The 13,030-nt window shown below is 62.9% G+C and carries 13 protein-coding genes; 3 read left to right on the top strand and 10 right to left on the bottom strand.

Going from position 1 to position 13,030, the window contains the following annotated elements:
* Positions 1 to 31 precede the first annotated feature (31 nt).
* Positions 32 to 436 (top strand): ketosteroid isomerase-related protein, encoded by a 405-nt coding sequence (locus tag MU846_RS04455; protein WP_246948877.1) that lies wholly within the window; start codon positions 32 to 34, stop codon positions 434 to 436.
* A 70-nt stretch (positions 437 to 506) separates the two neighbouring features.
* On the opposite strand, the gene MU846_RS04450 is transcribed toward MU846_RS04455, so the two are convergent.
* Positions 507 to 1,547 (bottom strand): AraC family transcriptional regulator, encoded by a 1,041-nt coding sequence (locus MU846_RS04450; protein WP_246948874.1) that lies wholly within the window; start codon positions 1,545 to 1,547, stop codon positions 507 to 509.
* Between the two features lie 133 nt (positions 1,548 to 1,680).
* Between MU846_RS04450 and MU846_RS04445 the strand changes: the two genes are divergently transcribed.
* Entirely contained in the window at positions 1,681 to 3,387 is a 1,707-nt protein-coding gene (locus tag MU846_RS04445) for an alkyl sulfatase dimerization domain-containing protein (RefSeq protein ID WP_246948873.1), read from the top strand.
* Positions 3,388 to 3,569: 182 nt separating this feature from the next.
* On the opposite strand, the gene MU846_RS04440 is transcribed toward MU846_RS04445, so the two are convergent.
* Together MU846_RS04440 and prlC are read right to left on the bottom strand one after the other, a co-directional pair.
* Entirely contained in the window at positions 3,570 to 3,776 is a 207-nt protein-coding gene (locus tag MU846_RS04440; protein ID WP_246948872.1) for a YheV family putative metal-binding protein, read from the bottom strand.
* The gene (gene prlC / locus MU846_RS04435) at positions 3,773 to 5,809 is read right to left on the bottom strand and encodes an oligopeptidase A (protein WP_246948870.1); all 2,037 of its coding nucleotides are present in this window, start codon (positions 5,807 to 5,809) and stop codon (positions 3,773 to 3,775) included. Before prlC ends, MU846_RS04440 begins: the two co-directional genes overlap by 4 nt.
* Before the next feature lie 131 nt (positions 5,810 to 5,940).
* Between prlC and MU846_RS04430 the strand changes: the two genes are divergently transcribed.
* Complete coding sequence (locus MU846_RS04430; RefSeq protein WP_246948868.1) at positions 5,941 to 6,498, top strand: gamma carbonic anhydrase family protein; 558 nt, start codon at positions 5,941 to 5,943, stop codon at positions 6,496 to 6,498.
* Here MU846_RS04430 and MU846_RS04425 read toward each other — a convergent pair.
* The 7 genes from MU846_RS04425 to MU846_RS04395 all read right to left on the bottom strand — a co-directional run bounded on the left by MU846_RS04425 (position 6,478) and on the right by MU846_RS04395 (position 12,845).
* The gene (locus MU846_RS04425; protein WP_246948864.1) at positions 6,478 to 7,476 is read right to left on the bottom strand and encodes a lipid A deacylase LpxR family protein; all 999 of its coding nucleotides are present in this window, start codon (positions 7,474 to 7,476) and stop codon (positions 6,478 to 6,480) included. The genes MU846_RS04430 and MU846_RS04425 overlap by 21 nt on opposite strands.
* 208 nt (positions 7,477 to 7,684) lie before the next feature.
* Positions 7,685 to 8,500 carry a shikimate dehydrogenase gene (aroE, locus tag MU846_RS04420; RefSeq protein WP_246948863.1) on the bottom strand — a complete coding sequence of 272 codons (816 nt, stop codon included), beginning with the start codon at positions 8,498 to 8,500 and terminating at the stop codon, positions 7,685 to 7,687.
* Positions 8,497 to 9,405: an oxygen-dependent coproporphyrinogen oxidase gene (gene hemF, locus MU846_RS04415; protein WP_246948862.1), complete on the bottom strand. Its 909-nt coding sequence runs from the start codon at positions 9,403 to 9,405 to the stop codon at positions 8,497 to 8,499. Before hemF ends, aroE begins: the two co-directional genes overlap by 4 nt.
* Positions 9,406 to 9,458: 53 nt before the next feature.
* Positions 9,459 to 10,019 carry an L-threonylcarbamoyladenylate synthase type 1 TsaC gene (tsaC, locus tag MU846_RS04410; RefSeq protein WP_246948861.1) on the bottom strand — a complete coding sequence of 187 codons (561 nt, stop codon included), beginning with the start codon at positions 10,017 to 10,019 and terminating at the stop codon, positions 9,459 to 9,461.
* Between the two features lie 4 nt (positions 10,020 to 10,023).
* Positions 10,024 to 10,533 (bottom strand): 5-(carboxyamino)imidazole ribonucleotide mutase, encoded by a 510-nt coding sequence (purE, locus tag MU846_RS04405; protein ID WP_246948860.1) that lies wholly within the window; start codon positions 10,531 to 10,533, stop codon positions 10,024 to 10,026.
* 86 nt (positions 10,534 to 10,619) lie between these two features.
* Positions 10,620 to 11,669 carry a DNA-processing protein DprA gene (gene dprA / locus MU846_RS04400; protein WP_246948859.1) on the bottom strand — a complete coding sequence of 350 codons (1,050 nt, stop codon included), beginning with the start codon at positions 11,667 to 11,669 and terminating at the stop codon, positions 10,620 to 10,622.
* A gap of 108 nt (positions 11,670 to 11,777) precedes the next feature.
* Positions 11,778 to 12,845: a LysM peptidoglycan-binding domain-containing protein gene (locus MU846_RS04395; RefSeq protein ID WP_246948858.1), complete on the bottom strand. Its 1,068-nt coding sequence runs from the start codon at positions 12,843 to 12,845 to the stop codon at positions 11,778 to 11,780.
* Positions 12,846 to 13,030: the final 185 nt, after the last annotated feature.

Below are 13,030 nucleotides of genomic sequence, written 5' to 3'. Positions count from 1 at the left end.
GCCGCTACAAGCGCCGATACGAGAGCCCGATATGCACGCCGCCACCGCCCAACTGATCCGTGATTACTACGAAGCCTTCAACGCTGGCGACATGGATCGCTTTTTGAGCCTGCTCAGCGACGATATTGTTCATGACATCAACCAGGGCCAACGAGAGGAGGGCCGCGAGGCATTTGCCGCCTTCATGACGCGCATGAATCGCTGCTACAGGGAACAGCTGCAAGAGCTGGTGATTTTCTCCAGCGGCGATGGCCGCCGCGCTGCGGCGGAGTTCGTGGTCGAGGGCGAGTATCTGGCCAGCGACGAAGGCCTGCCACCCGCACGGGGGCAGCGATACCGCCTGCCTGCCGGCGCTTTTTTCGAGGTGAGCCAGGGCAAGGTGACGCGTGTGACGAATTACTACAATCTTCAGGACTGGATTGCGCAGGTAAGCTGACAACGCGCTGAAGCCAGGCCAGCCGAACGCCCTCCAGGCCGCCGCAAAACAGGCGTAAACGCCATGGGGATTACTCGGCTGCCGTGCGCTGGTGCCGCTGGCGCCAGCGTAATGGCGTTTCGCCAGCATGGTCGCGGAACGCCTTGCTGAAGCTGCCGGCGTCCCGGTAGCCGAGCCGCGCCGCGATCTCCCCGACCGGCAGCCGAGTGCCGTGCAAGAGCGAGCGGGCCAACTCCATCACCAGCGCCAGGCGCACCGCCCTGAAACCAGGGCCGCCTTGATCCAGCCCCCGGCGAAGCGAGCGAGCACTCACACCCATCGCCCGAGCCACCTCCTCCAAGGTACTGATGGCCGGCAACCCGGCCCGCAGCACTTGCCGCACCCGTGCGCCCAGTTCGTCGGCTGCGCCGCCATCGAGACCGGCCAGATAAGCCTGCACCCCGGTTTCACTCTGGCGCACCCAGGCATCCGGCGCGCCCGGGCGGGGCGCCTCCAGCTGGTCGCGCCGATACCAGAGCACGGTGTCGCGGCTGTCGAATTCGGGCAGCACACCAAAGGCACGCCGCCAGGGCCCGGCCTGCGCAGGCGCCGGCCGGCTCAGACACACTCGCACTGCGCGCATGGCATCACCACCCACCAGCCGCATCAGCCGCAGCTGGCTTGCCGCAAAGGCATCCAGCGCCATGGGATGAACAGCCATTTGTGGCAGCTGCCGGATACTCAGCCCCAGCAGCCCCGGCTGGCTGACCAGCTGCACATGCACGCTGTCGGAAATCAGCCGGTAGTAGCGCACCAGTGCAAGCATGGCATCCAGCGGCCGCTGGCCGGCGAGCAGCATAATGCCCAGATCATGGAAATGCAGCGGTTGCGCGTGCCCAGCGACTTTCAGCCCGAACGCCGGCTCCCCGGTGGCGAGCAGCACATTGCCCCACAGCCGGGTCATCAGCACGGTGGGCACGCGGCCCTCGGGTGCCGCAGCCAGCCGGGGCAGCGACAACCCGCTGCGCTCAAGGATCGGGCCGGCCTCGGACCCTGCCGCCTCCAATGCACTGGCGATAGCAAGCGCCCAGCTGGCGAGGGTGGTGGGGGACGTAGCAGGCGGTTGAGGCATGGCTGGCCACTTTTCACGAAACTCTGGCCATTTAGCCCGAAAAAACGGCGGCCTGCCAGACTAGACTCATGGCTGTTGCTTGCTTTGGTCTTGTTCTGCGTTGTTCTCGATCCCCCTGCCTGGAGCGGCCACCATGCGTTATCTGTTTCTTCTTCTGGCGGCGGCGCTTCTCGCCGCGTGCGACAAGCCGCCGCCTGCCAGCGCCCCGGCAGCGCTTACCTCTCCCGAGGGGCTGCATGCTCATTCCGCGCTTTTCGAGCGCGAGGTCATCAGGGTCACGGAGCGTGTGCATGTGGCCGTCGGCTTTGGCCTGGCCAACAGCATCATGATCGAGGGCGATGATGGCCTGATCATCATTGATACCATGGAGAGCGTCGAGGCCGCGACAGAGGTGTTGACGGCGTTTCGCGCGCTGAGCGACAAGCCGGTGGCGGCGATCATCTATACGCACAACCATGCCGATCATGTGTTCGGCGCGGCCGCGTTTGCCGAGGGCGGCGAGGTGCCGGTGTACGCGCATGACACCACCGCCTTCCATATCAACCAGGTCGTGAATATAGTGCAGCCAATCATCAGCACACGCTCGATGCGCATGTTCGGCAATCATCTGGATGACGCCGGTCTGGTCAACGCGGGCATCGGCAAGGCGCTGCGGTTAAGCCCGCAAAGCACCTTGCATGCACTGCCACCGACGCGCACATTTGCCGACCGCCTGACCGTGAATGTGGCCGGCATCGAGCTGGAGCTCATACACGCTCCCGGCGAAACCGATGACCAGATTCTGGTCTGGTTTCCCGAAGAACAGGTGCTCTTTCCCGGCGACAATATTTATCAGGCTTTTCCCAATCTCTATACCATTCGCGGCACCCCGCACCGGGATGTGACGCGCTGGGTGAACAGCCTTGACCTGATGCGCTCGCTCGGCGCCGAATATCTGGTGCCAAGCCATACGCGGCCGGTGGCCGGCGCCACGGCCATCCAGGCACTGCTGACCGATTATCGCGATGCCATCAGCTTTGTACACGATCAGACCGTGCGCCTCATGAACCATGGCCTGACACCCGACCAGATCAGCACGCAGCTGACGCTGCCGCCACACCTGGCCGAACACCCCTGGCTTCAGGAGTATTACGGCACCGTGGCCTGGTCGGCACGCGCTATCTTCAACGGCTACCTGGGCTGGTTCGATGGCAATCCCGCTATGCTCCGGCCGTTGCCGGCGGATGATCGCGCACGCGCCATGGCACACCTCGCCGGTGGCACCGAGGCGTTGCTGGCGCAGGCACAGCAGGCGCTGGAAGAGGGCGCCGCTCAATGGGCACTGGAGCTGAGTGACCACCTGACGGCCCTGCTGCCCGGCCATGAAGCAGTGCCACAGCTGCGCAGCCAGGCATTACAGGTGCTCGGAGAGGCCGAGAGCAATCCGAATGCGAGGCATTATTATCTTACCGAAGCTGCCGAAGTGCGCGATGGCCTGGTGCCGGCCTTCCGCATGCGCACGCCCACCGCATTTCTGGCGTCGTTGCCGATCGAAAATTATCTTGATGCCATGCCGATTTTGCTCAAGGCCGAGGAAACGCTGGAGAACACCGAGCATATCGGTTTCCGGTTTACCGATTCAGGCAAATCGTTCACGCTGGCGATACGGCGAGGCGTCGCCGCGCTGACACCAGGCGAGACGAAGGGCGCTATCGGCACCCTCGTCACCACGGAACAGACCTGGAAGGATATCGCCGCCGGTGAGCGAAATTTTCTGCTCACCCTTGCCGGCGCCGATCTGGCCATCGAAGGCAGTCGCACCGGCCTGCTGCGCTTTCTGGGTTATTTCGAGCGACGCTGATCGCTCGGGCGTTGCGGCTAGTGCTCCGGCCATGACCCGCGCCGCCACAGCCCGGCTGAAACAACCAGACTGAAACAAAAAGACAATAGAAAGGCCGGCATTTGCCGGCCTGTTCAAGTGCGCTGTATCTCTGAGAGCAGTGCTATGCGTCGCAACACAACGCCATGCCCCTCAGCCCAGTGCTACGGCTTGCCAGGTTTCCAGACAACCGCCTTGCTTTCGCCCGGTGCCGCCTGTGTCGCGGGCGTCTCCGGTGCGGCATCCAGATCCTTGCGCATGTCGCAAGCGACACACTCCATCCAGAGTGTGCCGCCGTGCTCGACCCGCACGATCTTGTCCAACGCGCCGCATTCCGGGCAAACAGCCCCGGCGATAAAGCGCCGCTTCATGCTGCGATACCGCTATGCCGGAGCAGCGGCTCGACGCTCGGCTCACGGCCCCGGAACGCTACAAACAGCTCCATCGGCTCACGGCTGCCGCCCTGAGAAAGAATATGGCGGCGGAAATCGCGGCCAGTGTCGGCATTGAAAATGCCTTCTTCCTCGAAGCGGGCATAGGCATCAGCCGAAAGCACTTCGGCCCACTTGTAGCTGTAGTACCCGGCCGCATAACCACCCGCGAAAATATGTCCGAAGCTGTTCTGGAAGCGGTTGAACGCCGGCGGCCGGATCACGGCAACTTCCTCGCGCACTTCATCCAGCACCTGCTGGATATTCAGGCCATCCTGATACTCGGCATGAATACGCATATCGAACAGCGAAAACTCCAGCTGACGCACCATGCCCATGGCGCTCTGGAAATTTTTTGCCGCCAGCATCTTTTCCAGTTTTTCGCGGGGCAGTGGCTCGCCGGTTTCGTAGTGGCCGGAAATCAGCCGGATGCCTTCTTCCGTCCAGCACCAGTTTTCCATGAACTGGCTGGGCAGCTCCACCGCATCCCACGCCACACCGTTGATGCCGGAAATGCCGCTGACTTCCTGTTCGGTGAGCATATGGTGAAGGCCGTGCCCGAATTCATGGAACAGGGTGACGACTTCATCGTGCGTGAGCAGGCCTGGCCGGCCGCCAGCAGGCGGTGCAAAGTTGCAGGTCAGGTAGGCCACCGGGAGTTGCAGTGTGCCGTCACGGCGTCGACGGCGCACCTGGCAATCATCCATCCAGGCGCCACCGCGCTTGCCGGTGCGGGCATACATGTCCAGATAGAAACCAGCCATCAGTGCGCCGCTTTCATCGAACACATCGTAATAACACACATCGGGATGCCAGGTATCCACATCGTTACGCGCCGCCAGGCGGACGCCGAACAGTTTTTCCACGACGGCGAACATGCCGCTGATAACTTTTTCCGCCGGGAACCACGGCCGCAGTTCTTCTTCGGAAATGCTGTAGCGTGCTTCGCGCAGGCGCTCGCTCCAGAAGGCGATATCCCACGCCGCCAATTCGCCCGCACCCTGCTCCTGAGCAAAGGCGTGCAGCTCGGCCAACTCTTTTTCCGCCTGCGGTTTGGCGCGCCTGGCCAGGTCACGCAGGAAGTTGAGCACTTCATCCACGCTGCGCGCCATCTTGGTGGCCAGCGAGCGTTCTGCATAGTTGGCGAAGCCAAGCAGCTGCGCTTGTGCATGGCGCAGCTTGAGGATTTCATTCATGCGCACGCTGTTGTCGAACTTGCCGCCATCCGGCCCCTGATCCGATGCCCGCGTGCTATAGGCACGGTATATTTCTTCACGCAAGGTGCGGTTGCGTGCGTGGCAGATCACGGCGTAATAGCAGGGGAAATCCAGCGTCAGCAGCCAGCCTTCGAGGCCGTTTTCACGAGCCTTGTCTGCGGCGCCGGAAAGCGCTACTTCGGGCACGCCCTCCAGCTGTGCCGGATCGGTAATGTGAAGCTGCCAGCTTTGGGTGGCATCAAGTACCGCATCGGAAAACGCCGATGTGAGTTCTGACAGCCGCTTGCTGTTTTCCATGTACTGCGCTTTCTTGTCGGCCGGCAGGTCCACGCCGGAGAGATGGAAATCACGCAGGGTATCGTCGAGATCTTTTTGCTGGGCCGGTGTCAGCTCGGCAAATTCCTTGCTCTCACGAATGCTCTGATAAGCACGGAACAGCTCTGCATTCTGGCCGACCTCGGTGCCGTATTCGGAGAGCTGCGGCAGGCAGGCGTTATAGGCGTTGCGCAGCGCTTCGTCTTGCGCCACCGCATTGAGATGCCCGGCCGGGCCGAACGCTTTACTCAGGCGATCGTCTTCTTCATCCAGTGCATTGACGAGGCTGTCCCAGGTGAAGGGGCCGTCGCTTTCCAGCAGTTGCTTGATACGGGCGCGCCCGTCAGCGATCAGCGCCTGCACGGCAGGCTCGACGTGCTCGGCACGAATATCGGAAAACGGCGGCAGGCCAGGGTAGTCAATCAGGGGATTCTTGCTCATAGTCACGCTCTTGCCGGTTACTGGCGGGCCGGGCACCATTGGCCGCCCGGCCGTCATGCTCTGGATATCAGGGTGGACGATAGCACTATCAAGGGCCAGTTTCAGAAGCCGCTGCGGCGCAGGAGGGTGGTATGGCGATACGGGCATTCGGTGGCAAGCAGCCACAATGCGGGGCGCGGGTATGGGTTGATCCCTCCGCGCAGGTGATCGGTGATGCGACGCTGGGCGATGATTGCTCCATCTGGCCTTGCGCCGTGATCCGGGCCGATATGCACTTCATCGAGCTGGGTGCACGGGTGAGCGTGCAGGACAACGCCGTACTGCATATCACCCACGATTCCACCTTCAACCCCGGTGGCCATGCGCTGACCATTGGCGACGATGTCACCATTGCTCATCAGGCGATGCTGCACGGTTGCAGTATCGGCAGCCGGGTGCTGATCGGCATGCAGGCAATCGTCATGGATGGTGCGCAGATCGAGGACGACGTGATCCTCGCCGCCGGCTCGCTGGTGCCGCCCGGCAAGCGGCTGAAATCCGGCTACCTGTATCGCGGCAAGCCGGCCACGCAGGTGCGCCCGCTCTCCAGCAAGGAGCTGGCCTTTCTGCCGTATGTTGCGGGCAATTATGTGAAGCTGAAGGACCAGTATCTGGCCGAAGCAGAGGGCTCACAGGCGCCAGGTGAGTGACAGCGTGCCGAACGTCAGCGGGTCTTTGTTGGTTTCTTCCTGTGCAGTGGTGGCGCGCAGCGTCAGGGCAACCTGAAAATTGTCGGTATGCAGCCCAGCGCCAAGGCTGACATGGCCCACCAGCGTGCGCTGCTCGAACGTATAAGGGCCGGAGCGCTCTTCCAAATAGGAATACGGAATCGCTTCGCCGATCAGCCCGGCAAATACCGACCAACCCTTGCCTGTAGTATCCAGCAGGCCCGGCAAGCCGATGCTGGATGACAGCCCGGCATATTCGGGCACGAAGTTACCCGGCAAGTTGCGCCCCGCACGCCAGAAAATGCCCAGCATGGCATTGCTGAGAAAGGTGCTGGCGTGCGCGCTGGCCCCCCAGACAAATTCGTTGCGGATCGCCTGCTGTTCGCCGAGCACCAGGAAACGATGAGCGTGGGTCACGTGCAGCCCGCCCACGATGTCCGTGCCAAGCTGGTTGTCCCAGCCCTGTGGATCGGTGCTGCCGCTAATCTTGTGCACCCATTTTTGCGCCCGCTCGGCGCCGGAATCCGGCCCGATGATGCCGGCTGTAATGCCGTAGCCCGTCATGCGAGTGTGATTCCAGGAATACAGAAACGATTCCACTGACAGATAGCCCATATAGGGAATATCGTCGTACTGGGGTGCTGCTGCCTCGATATTTTCCGGCGTGACCATCATCTGCCGCAGGCTGACCGCCACCGCATGGCGCGAGCCTGGCGAGCCGACGCCCGGCAACCAGGAAAACCCGTCACGCAGGCCCGCCACAACACAGGTTTTGCACTCGTCATTCTGCTCGGCGGCTGTGCTCAGCCAGGAAAGGCGCAAACCGTTGGTATAGCCTTTGTCGGAGCCGGTCAGCAGATCATTATCCCAGGCCACATTCAACAACCCGGCATGCGCCGGCGCCCATGCCACTACAGCGAACACTGCGACACCACGCAACCGAACCGCCCACCGTCTCATCTGCTCCCCCATTGCCATCCGCGCCTCAAGGCGATAACTGCATCGCCTGTGTCTCACTACGTCACGCCCGCGCGCGGCACTATTCTAGACGGTGTGGCAGAAAGTTTTCGTCATCATTGGAGGAGGGAGGGTAAAGCACCAGTAAAGTTATGCAAAACAAGCACAGGCTACACCTGCTCACTGAGAAGCAGGTATTGCGCGTGCCAGATCAGTTTCGCAACGAGGCGATCAGCTCGGCGGTCACCGGACGCCAACCATGCCAGATCATGAATGCTTCCGCCGCTTGCTCGACAAGCATGCCCAGCCCATCGGCTGTCGCAGCGCCTTGCGCACTGGCCCAACGCAAGAACGGTGTGGGTTCATCGCCGTACATCATGTCATAACACTGGCTGCCCGCATCGACGAGGCCCGGCGGTAGCGGCGGCATATCGCCCGCGAGGCTGGCCGAGGTGGCATTGATGACAAGATCAAAACGGCCGGCAAGATCAGCAAAACCACAGGCATTTATTGCGCCTGTTTTCTCGAAAATTTCTGCCAGAGTTTGTGCTCGCGATACGGTGCGGTTGGCCACGGTAATGGCGGCTGGCGCCATACTTTGCAGCGCGCCGATCACGCCGCGCACGGCGCCACCGGCACCAAGCACCAGTACGCGGCGATCCGCCAGCGGCCAACCGAGATTGTGCAGCATATCCGTGACCAGCCCTGCACCATCCGTGTTGTCGCCGTGCAGTTTGCCGCCCTCCTGCCACAGAGTGTTCACCGCTCCCGCCTGCCGGGCGCGATCAGTCACGCTGCTGCACAAGGCAAATGCCTGTTCCTTGAACGGCACCGTGACGTTGGCGCCGCAGCCCTGCGCATCAAAAAAGGCGGCAACACTGCCAGCAAAATCATCCAGCGGTGCTTCGATGCGTTCGTAGCTCAGCGACTGTTCGCGCTGCGCTGCAAAGGCAACATGAATCTGGGGCGAGCGCGAATGCGCGACAGGATTGCCAAATACGGCGTAACGTGGCATCGCGCCGCTCATAACCACTCCCTTGGGCGCAGGAACTGTTCATACAGGTTCGCCTCTGGCGTGCCCGGCTCGGGGTGCCAGTCGTAATCCCAGCGCACCAGTGGTGGCAGCGACATCAGGATCGATTCGGTGCGACCGCCCGACTGCAAGCCGAACAGCGTGCCGCGGTCATAGACCAGATTGAATTCCACATAACGGCCGCGCCGGTAAAGCTGGAACTGCCGCTGCTGTTCTGTCCAGGGCTCCGCCTTGCGCCGGGCCATGATCGGGCGATAAGCGGGCACATAGGCATCGCCTACGCTGCGCATCATGGCAAAACACTGCTCGAAATCAGGCTCGTTGAGATCATCAAAAAACAAGCCGCCCACGCCACGCTGTTCGTTGCGGTGAGGCAGGAAAAAATAATCGTCGCACCATTTTTTCCACGCCGGGTAGATACCATCACCAAACGGCTGGCAGGCAGCACGCGCCACCGTGTGCCAATGGCGCACGTCTTCCTCGACGCCATAATAAGGCGTGAGATCGAAACCACCGCCGAACCACCACACGGGTGCCGCGCCTTCTTTTTCGGCAATGAAAAAACGCACGTTGGCGTGGCTGGTGGGCACATGCGGATTACGCGGGTGTATCACCAGCGAAACGCCCATCGCCTCGAAGCTGCGCCCGGCCAGCTCCGGCCGCGCTGCGGTGGCTGATGGCGGCAGGGCAGCGCCACGAACATGGGAAAAATTCACGCCGCCTTTTTCGATCACGGCGCCTTCCGCCAGCACCCGCGAGCGGCCGCCACCGCCTTCCTCTCGCACCCATTCATCTTCCACAAAACGGCCTTCGCCATCCTCGGCTTCAAGTTGAGCACAGATGTCATCCTGGAGGCCGAGCAGATACTGCCTGACCGCGTCGGTCGCGATCTCGGTCATAACGCAATCCCCGTTCTCAGAGCGATGCAGACGATACAGGCGCCCGCCATGGATCAGCCGCGCAGAATGCGGCCGCTAATCAGATCGACAATGGTAGAAGGTTTCGCGGCCAGATCACATTGACCTGGCACAAGGCCGTCAATCTGTTCACCGAATTGTTGCCGCACTTCGTCGGCTGTGCGCGCAGAGGGCTGCCCGGAAAGGTTGGCGCTGGTGGAGATGATCGGCGTGCCGCTCGCCTGCGCCAGCGCTCTCGCCAGCGGATGGCCGGCCACTCGCACCGCCACGCCAGGGTGATCGCCACGCACCCAGGCGGGCGTGCGCTCGCTGGCCGGTACAACCCAGGTTGTGGGCCCCGGCCAGCTTGCCTGCATCTGCGCCAGTTGCGCATCGGTAACGTCGATCCAGGGCCGTAGCTGCTCGGCAGATGCGCCCAGCAATATCAGGCCCTTGCTGACGGGGCGCTGCTTGAGCGCCAGCAGACGCCGGACAGCAGCCTCGCTGGCAGGGTCGCAGCCGAGGCCGAACACGGCCTCGGTGGGATAGGCGACGATGCCGCCTTGATGAATAATGCGGGCAGCGGCGTGCAGCGGCTCGCTCACCTGGCCCGCCATGGCATCAGCCGCCCGCCAGCCTGGCTTGCAGGGCAGCGTCTTTTTCTTCTACAGCGCGTGCGTTGTCGGCGCGATCCTGTAGCAGTCGCTCGCCGAGGCTGGCATCCGCCAGCGCCATCATCTGTGCGGCCAGGTACGCTGCGTTCTTTGCGCCTGCGCTGCCGATCGCCACGGCGGCAACCGGCACCCCACCGGGCATCATCACGGTGGAGAGCAGGGCATCCTCGCCGCGCAGCGGGCCGGTTTCCACCGGGATGCCGATCACCGGGCGGACGGTGTTCGCCGCGACTGCACCGGCAAGATGTGCCGCCAGGCCAGCGGCGCAAATGAACACCTGGCAGCCACGCGCCTCGGCGTCCTTGACGTATTCATGGGTGCGCACGGGTGTGCGGTGCGCCGAGGTCACGCGGGCCTCAACCTTGATGCCGAGCTTTTTCAGAGTATCGATGGTGGTCTGGACCTGCGGCAGATCGGAATCCGACCCCATCAGGATCGCGACAAAAGGCGTGCTCATGGCGGGCCTCGTTTGGTGGATGATGGCAAGGGGGTGCAAGTTACCCAAGCCGGGCTTTCCAGACAAGCCTGAAGCAGTGATTTTATTCAACCCGAGCGAGCGTAGCCGCCCGCCAGCCGCACCACCACACCGTCGATCTCCAGCTGCGCCAGCTGGCTGCTCAGTTCGGCCACCGGCAGGCCGGAGCGCGCCAGCAACTCATCCAGATTGTTCACTCCTGAGCCAAAGTGTGCCAGCAACCCCTCGGTGCGCGGCGCCGGCCCGGCGGGCTCGCCCCCGACGCCAGCGGCAAGCGTGGTGAACTGGCCGAATTCCTCCAGCACGTCGTCAATGGATTCCAGCCAGAGCGCTCCATCACGCAGCAATTGATGGCAGCCCCGGCTCAGGGGGTTGTGCACCGAGCCGGGCACGGCGAAAACCGCCCGCCCTTGCTCCGCCGCCAGCCGGGCGGTAATCAATGAGCCTGAGCGCAATGCGGCTTCCACCACAACAGTCCCCAACGACAACCCGCTGATAATGCGATTGCGCAGCGGGAAGTGCGCCCGCGCCGGCGGCACACCGGGTGGATATTCCGTTACCAGTGCCCCGCCGCCGGCCACGATCCGGCGCGCCAGCGCCTTGTGCCGTGCGGGGTAGAGGGTATCAGGGCCGCTGGCCATGACGGCCAGAGTGCGGCCGCTGTGCAGTGCGCCCTCGTGCGCGGCGGCATCGATGCCCAGCGCCAGCCCGGAGGTCACCACAAAACCCATGGCCGCCAGGTCGCTGCCCAGCTGCCGGGCGCTGCGCAAGCCATCCGGCGACGCCCCACGAGCTCCGACCAGCGCCAGTTGCGGCGCCTGCAACAGCTCGGTATCGCCCTGCACAAACAACATGCCGGGAGCATCCGGCAAGGTCGCCAGCAGCGGCGGGTAATCGGCATCACCAAAGGCTATCAGGCGCCAGCCTTCGCTGGCCACGAACGCCGGCCATTGCGCCAGCTCTCGCCGGGGCACGGTGGCCGGCACGGCACGCGCTATCAATTCTGGTTGCCGGATCAGATGCTCGACGGGGCCGTGCTCGCGCAGCAGGCGCCCGAGCACGGGCGAGGCGGTATGAAATCTCAGCGCAAGGCTGAGGCGGGCGTGTTGTCCATCCATGGCAGCTGCGGGCTTTCCTTTGCTGGTGAATCATTGCTCGGGCCGCCCGGTGGCTGTTTCACCACGAGGGCTGGCCAGGCCGGCCGCGTCCTGCGGCCGACGGTGAGATCAGAATCCGCTCGGGTTCTTGACCACGTCACTCATGTAGATCGGCTTGCTGGATTCGATGATCAGGCCATAGGAGACCTTCTCGAACACCCGGAACAACACCATGGTGCCGGATTTGCTGTGCGGCAGCCGGATCATTTCGTTGCGCTGCTGATCCCGCACGCGCTCGCCACGCTGGTAAACATCCAGCACATGGCCTTCTCGCAAACCCTCACGGGCGCCACGGTTGATCACCACCACGTCGTTGCGCGCCACGCTGGTGAGGCGATCAAACAGGCGAATGATGGCGGCATCCACTTCTTCAGGCGGCGCGGAAGGATAGAACACCGCTTGCATACGCCGCTCGGGGCTGCTGAGCACTCGATCCTGAGCGCGCAGATCCTGATTGGAGCGCTGTACACGCAGCGTCAGCAATTCGCCCTCTTGCGCCGCGACCCGGCCACTGCCGATCTGTAACGCCTCAAAGCCCAGCACCTCGTTGGTGGCCGGATCGACGTACCGGGTGCCGACGCGATAAAAACCGTAATCCTGCAACAACCCGGCCCACTGATTGGTCGTGTCACGGGCGTACACGGTATCGCCCTGGCCGAAGATCACGCGCCGGTCGTCGCCACCTACCAGATACGGGGCCTGCGCCAGCTCGTCATGCGTGAGCACCAGCGCTTCCTTGAGGAACGGCTGAATGCTGTCCAGCGGAATCGCCGGAATCGCCGTGCTCAGCGGCAGCTCGCGGGCCTGCGGGCTCAGCCGCACGACGCCGTCGCTATCCGGCTGGATTTTCACCGCTCGCTCCACCGAGAGCTGCGGCTGCCCGTCCACATAACGCAGGCGGATCACATCACCGGGATAAATCAGATGCGGGTTGTCAATCTGCTGGTTGGTGTGCCACAGCTCGGGCCACTGCCAGGGGTTGTGGAGAAACGCGCTGGAAATATCCCATAGCGTGTCGCCGGTCTTGACGTAGTAAACCTCCGGGTGGTCGTTCTTCAACGCCACCTCAGCCACCGCAAGCCCGGACACAGCCAGCACGGCGCCAGCGGAGAGCATCCGCAGGAGCGATTTAATCATTGCCGGATTCCCTTTATCATTATTGGCACACTGGCGACCCTGAAGGTCGGCCCCCCCGATGTGCTGGCATCTGATGCCAGGGTTACTTGCGATGCGATCCGCTGAAAAATGCTATGATCGTCGTATGATTTTCGATCGATATTAGCAATCTGATCATGCATTTAGCAACCGACTTTCGAGTGCCA

The organism is Alcanivorax quisquiliarum, from assembly GCF_023051175.1.
Classification (GTDB): Bacteria; Pseudomonadota; Gammaproteobacteria; order Pseudomonadales; family Alcanivoracaceae; genus Isoalcanivorax; species Isoalcanivorax quisquiliarum.
This window is presented reverse-complemented; position numbering and strand designations above follow the sequence as displayed.

Excerpts from the sequence above, each read along its gene's own strand:
- MU846_RS04455 (WP_246948877.1), top strand. The coding sequence starts at position 32 with ATGCACGCCGCCACCGCCCAACTGATCCGTGATTACTACGAAGCCTTC.
- MU846_RS04450 (WP_246948874.1), bottom strand. The coding sequence starts at position 1,547 with ATGCCTCAACCGCCTGCTACGTCCCCCACCACCCTCGCCAGCTGGGCG.
- MU846_RS04445 (WP_246948873.1), top strand. The coding sequence starts at position 1,681 with ATGCGTTATCTGTTTCTTCTTCTGGCGGCGGCGCTTCTCGCCGCGTGC.
- MU846_RS04440 (WP_246948872.1), bottom strand. The coding sequence starts at position 3,776 with ATGAAGCGGCGCTTTATCGCCGGGGCTGTTTGCCCGGAATGCGGCGCG.
- prlC (WP_246948870.1), bottom strand. The coding sequence starts at position 5,809 with ATGAGCAAGAATCCCCTGATTGACTACCCTGGCCTGCCGCCGTTTTCC.
- MU846_RS04430 (WP_246948868.1), top strand. The coding sequence starts at position 5,941 with ATGGCGATACGGGCATTCGGTGGCAAGCAGCCACAATGCGGGGCGCGG.
- MU846_RS04425 (WP_246948864.1), bottom strand. The coding sequence starts at position 7,476 with ATGAGACGGTGGGCGGTTCGGTTGCGTGGTGTCGCAGTGTTCGCTGTA.
- aroE (WP_246948863.1), bottom strand. The coding sequence starts at position 8,500 with ATGAGCGGCGCGATGCCACGTTACGCCGTATTTGGCAATCCTGTCGCG.
- hemF (WP_246948862.1), bottom strand. The coding sequence starts at position 9,405 with ATGACCGAGATCGCGACCGACGCGGTCAGGCAGTATCTGCTCGGCCTC.
- tsaC (WP_246948861.1), bottom strand. The coding sequence starts at position 10,019 with ATGGCGGGCCAGGTGAGCGAGCCGCTGCACGCCGCTGCCCGCATTATT.
- purE (WP_246948860.1), bottom strand. The coding sequence starts at position 10,533 with ATGAGCACGCCTTTTGTCGCGATCCTGATGGGGTCGGATTCCGATCTG.
- dprA (WP_246948859.1), bottom strand. The coding sequence starts at position 11,669 with ATGGATGGACAACACGCCCGCCTCAGCCTTGCGCTGAGATTTCATACC.
- MU846_RS04395 (WP_246948858.1), bottom strand. The coding sequence starts at position 12,845 with ATGATTAAATCGCTCCTGCGGATGCTCTCCGCTGGCGCCGTGCTGGCT.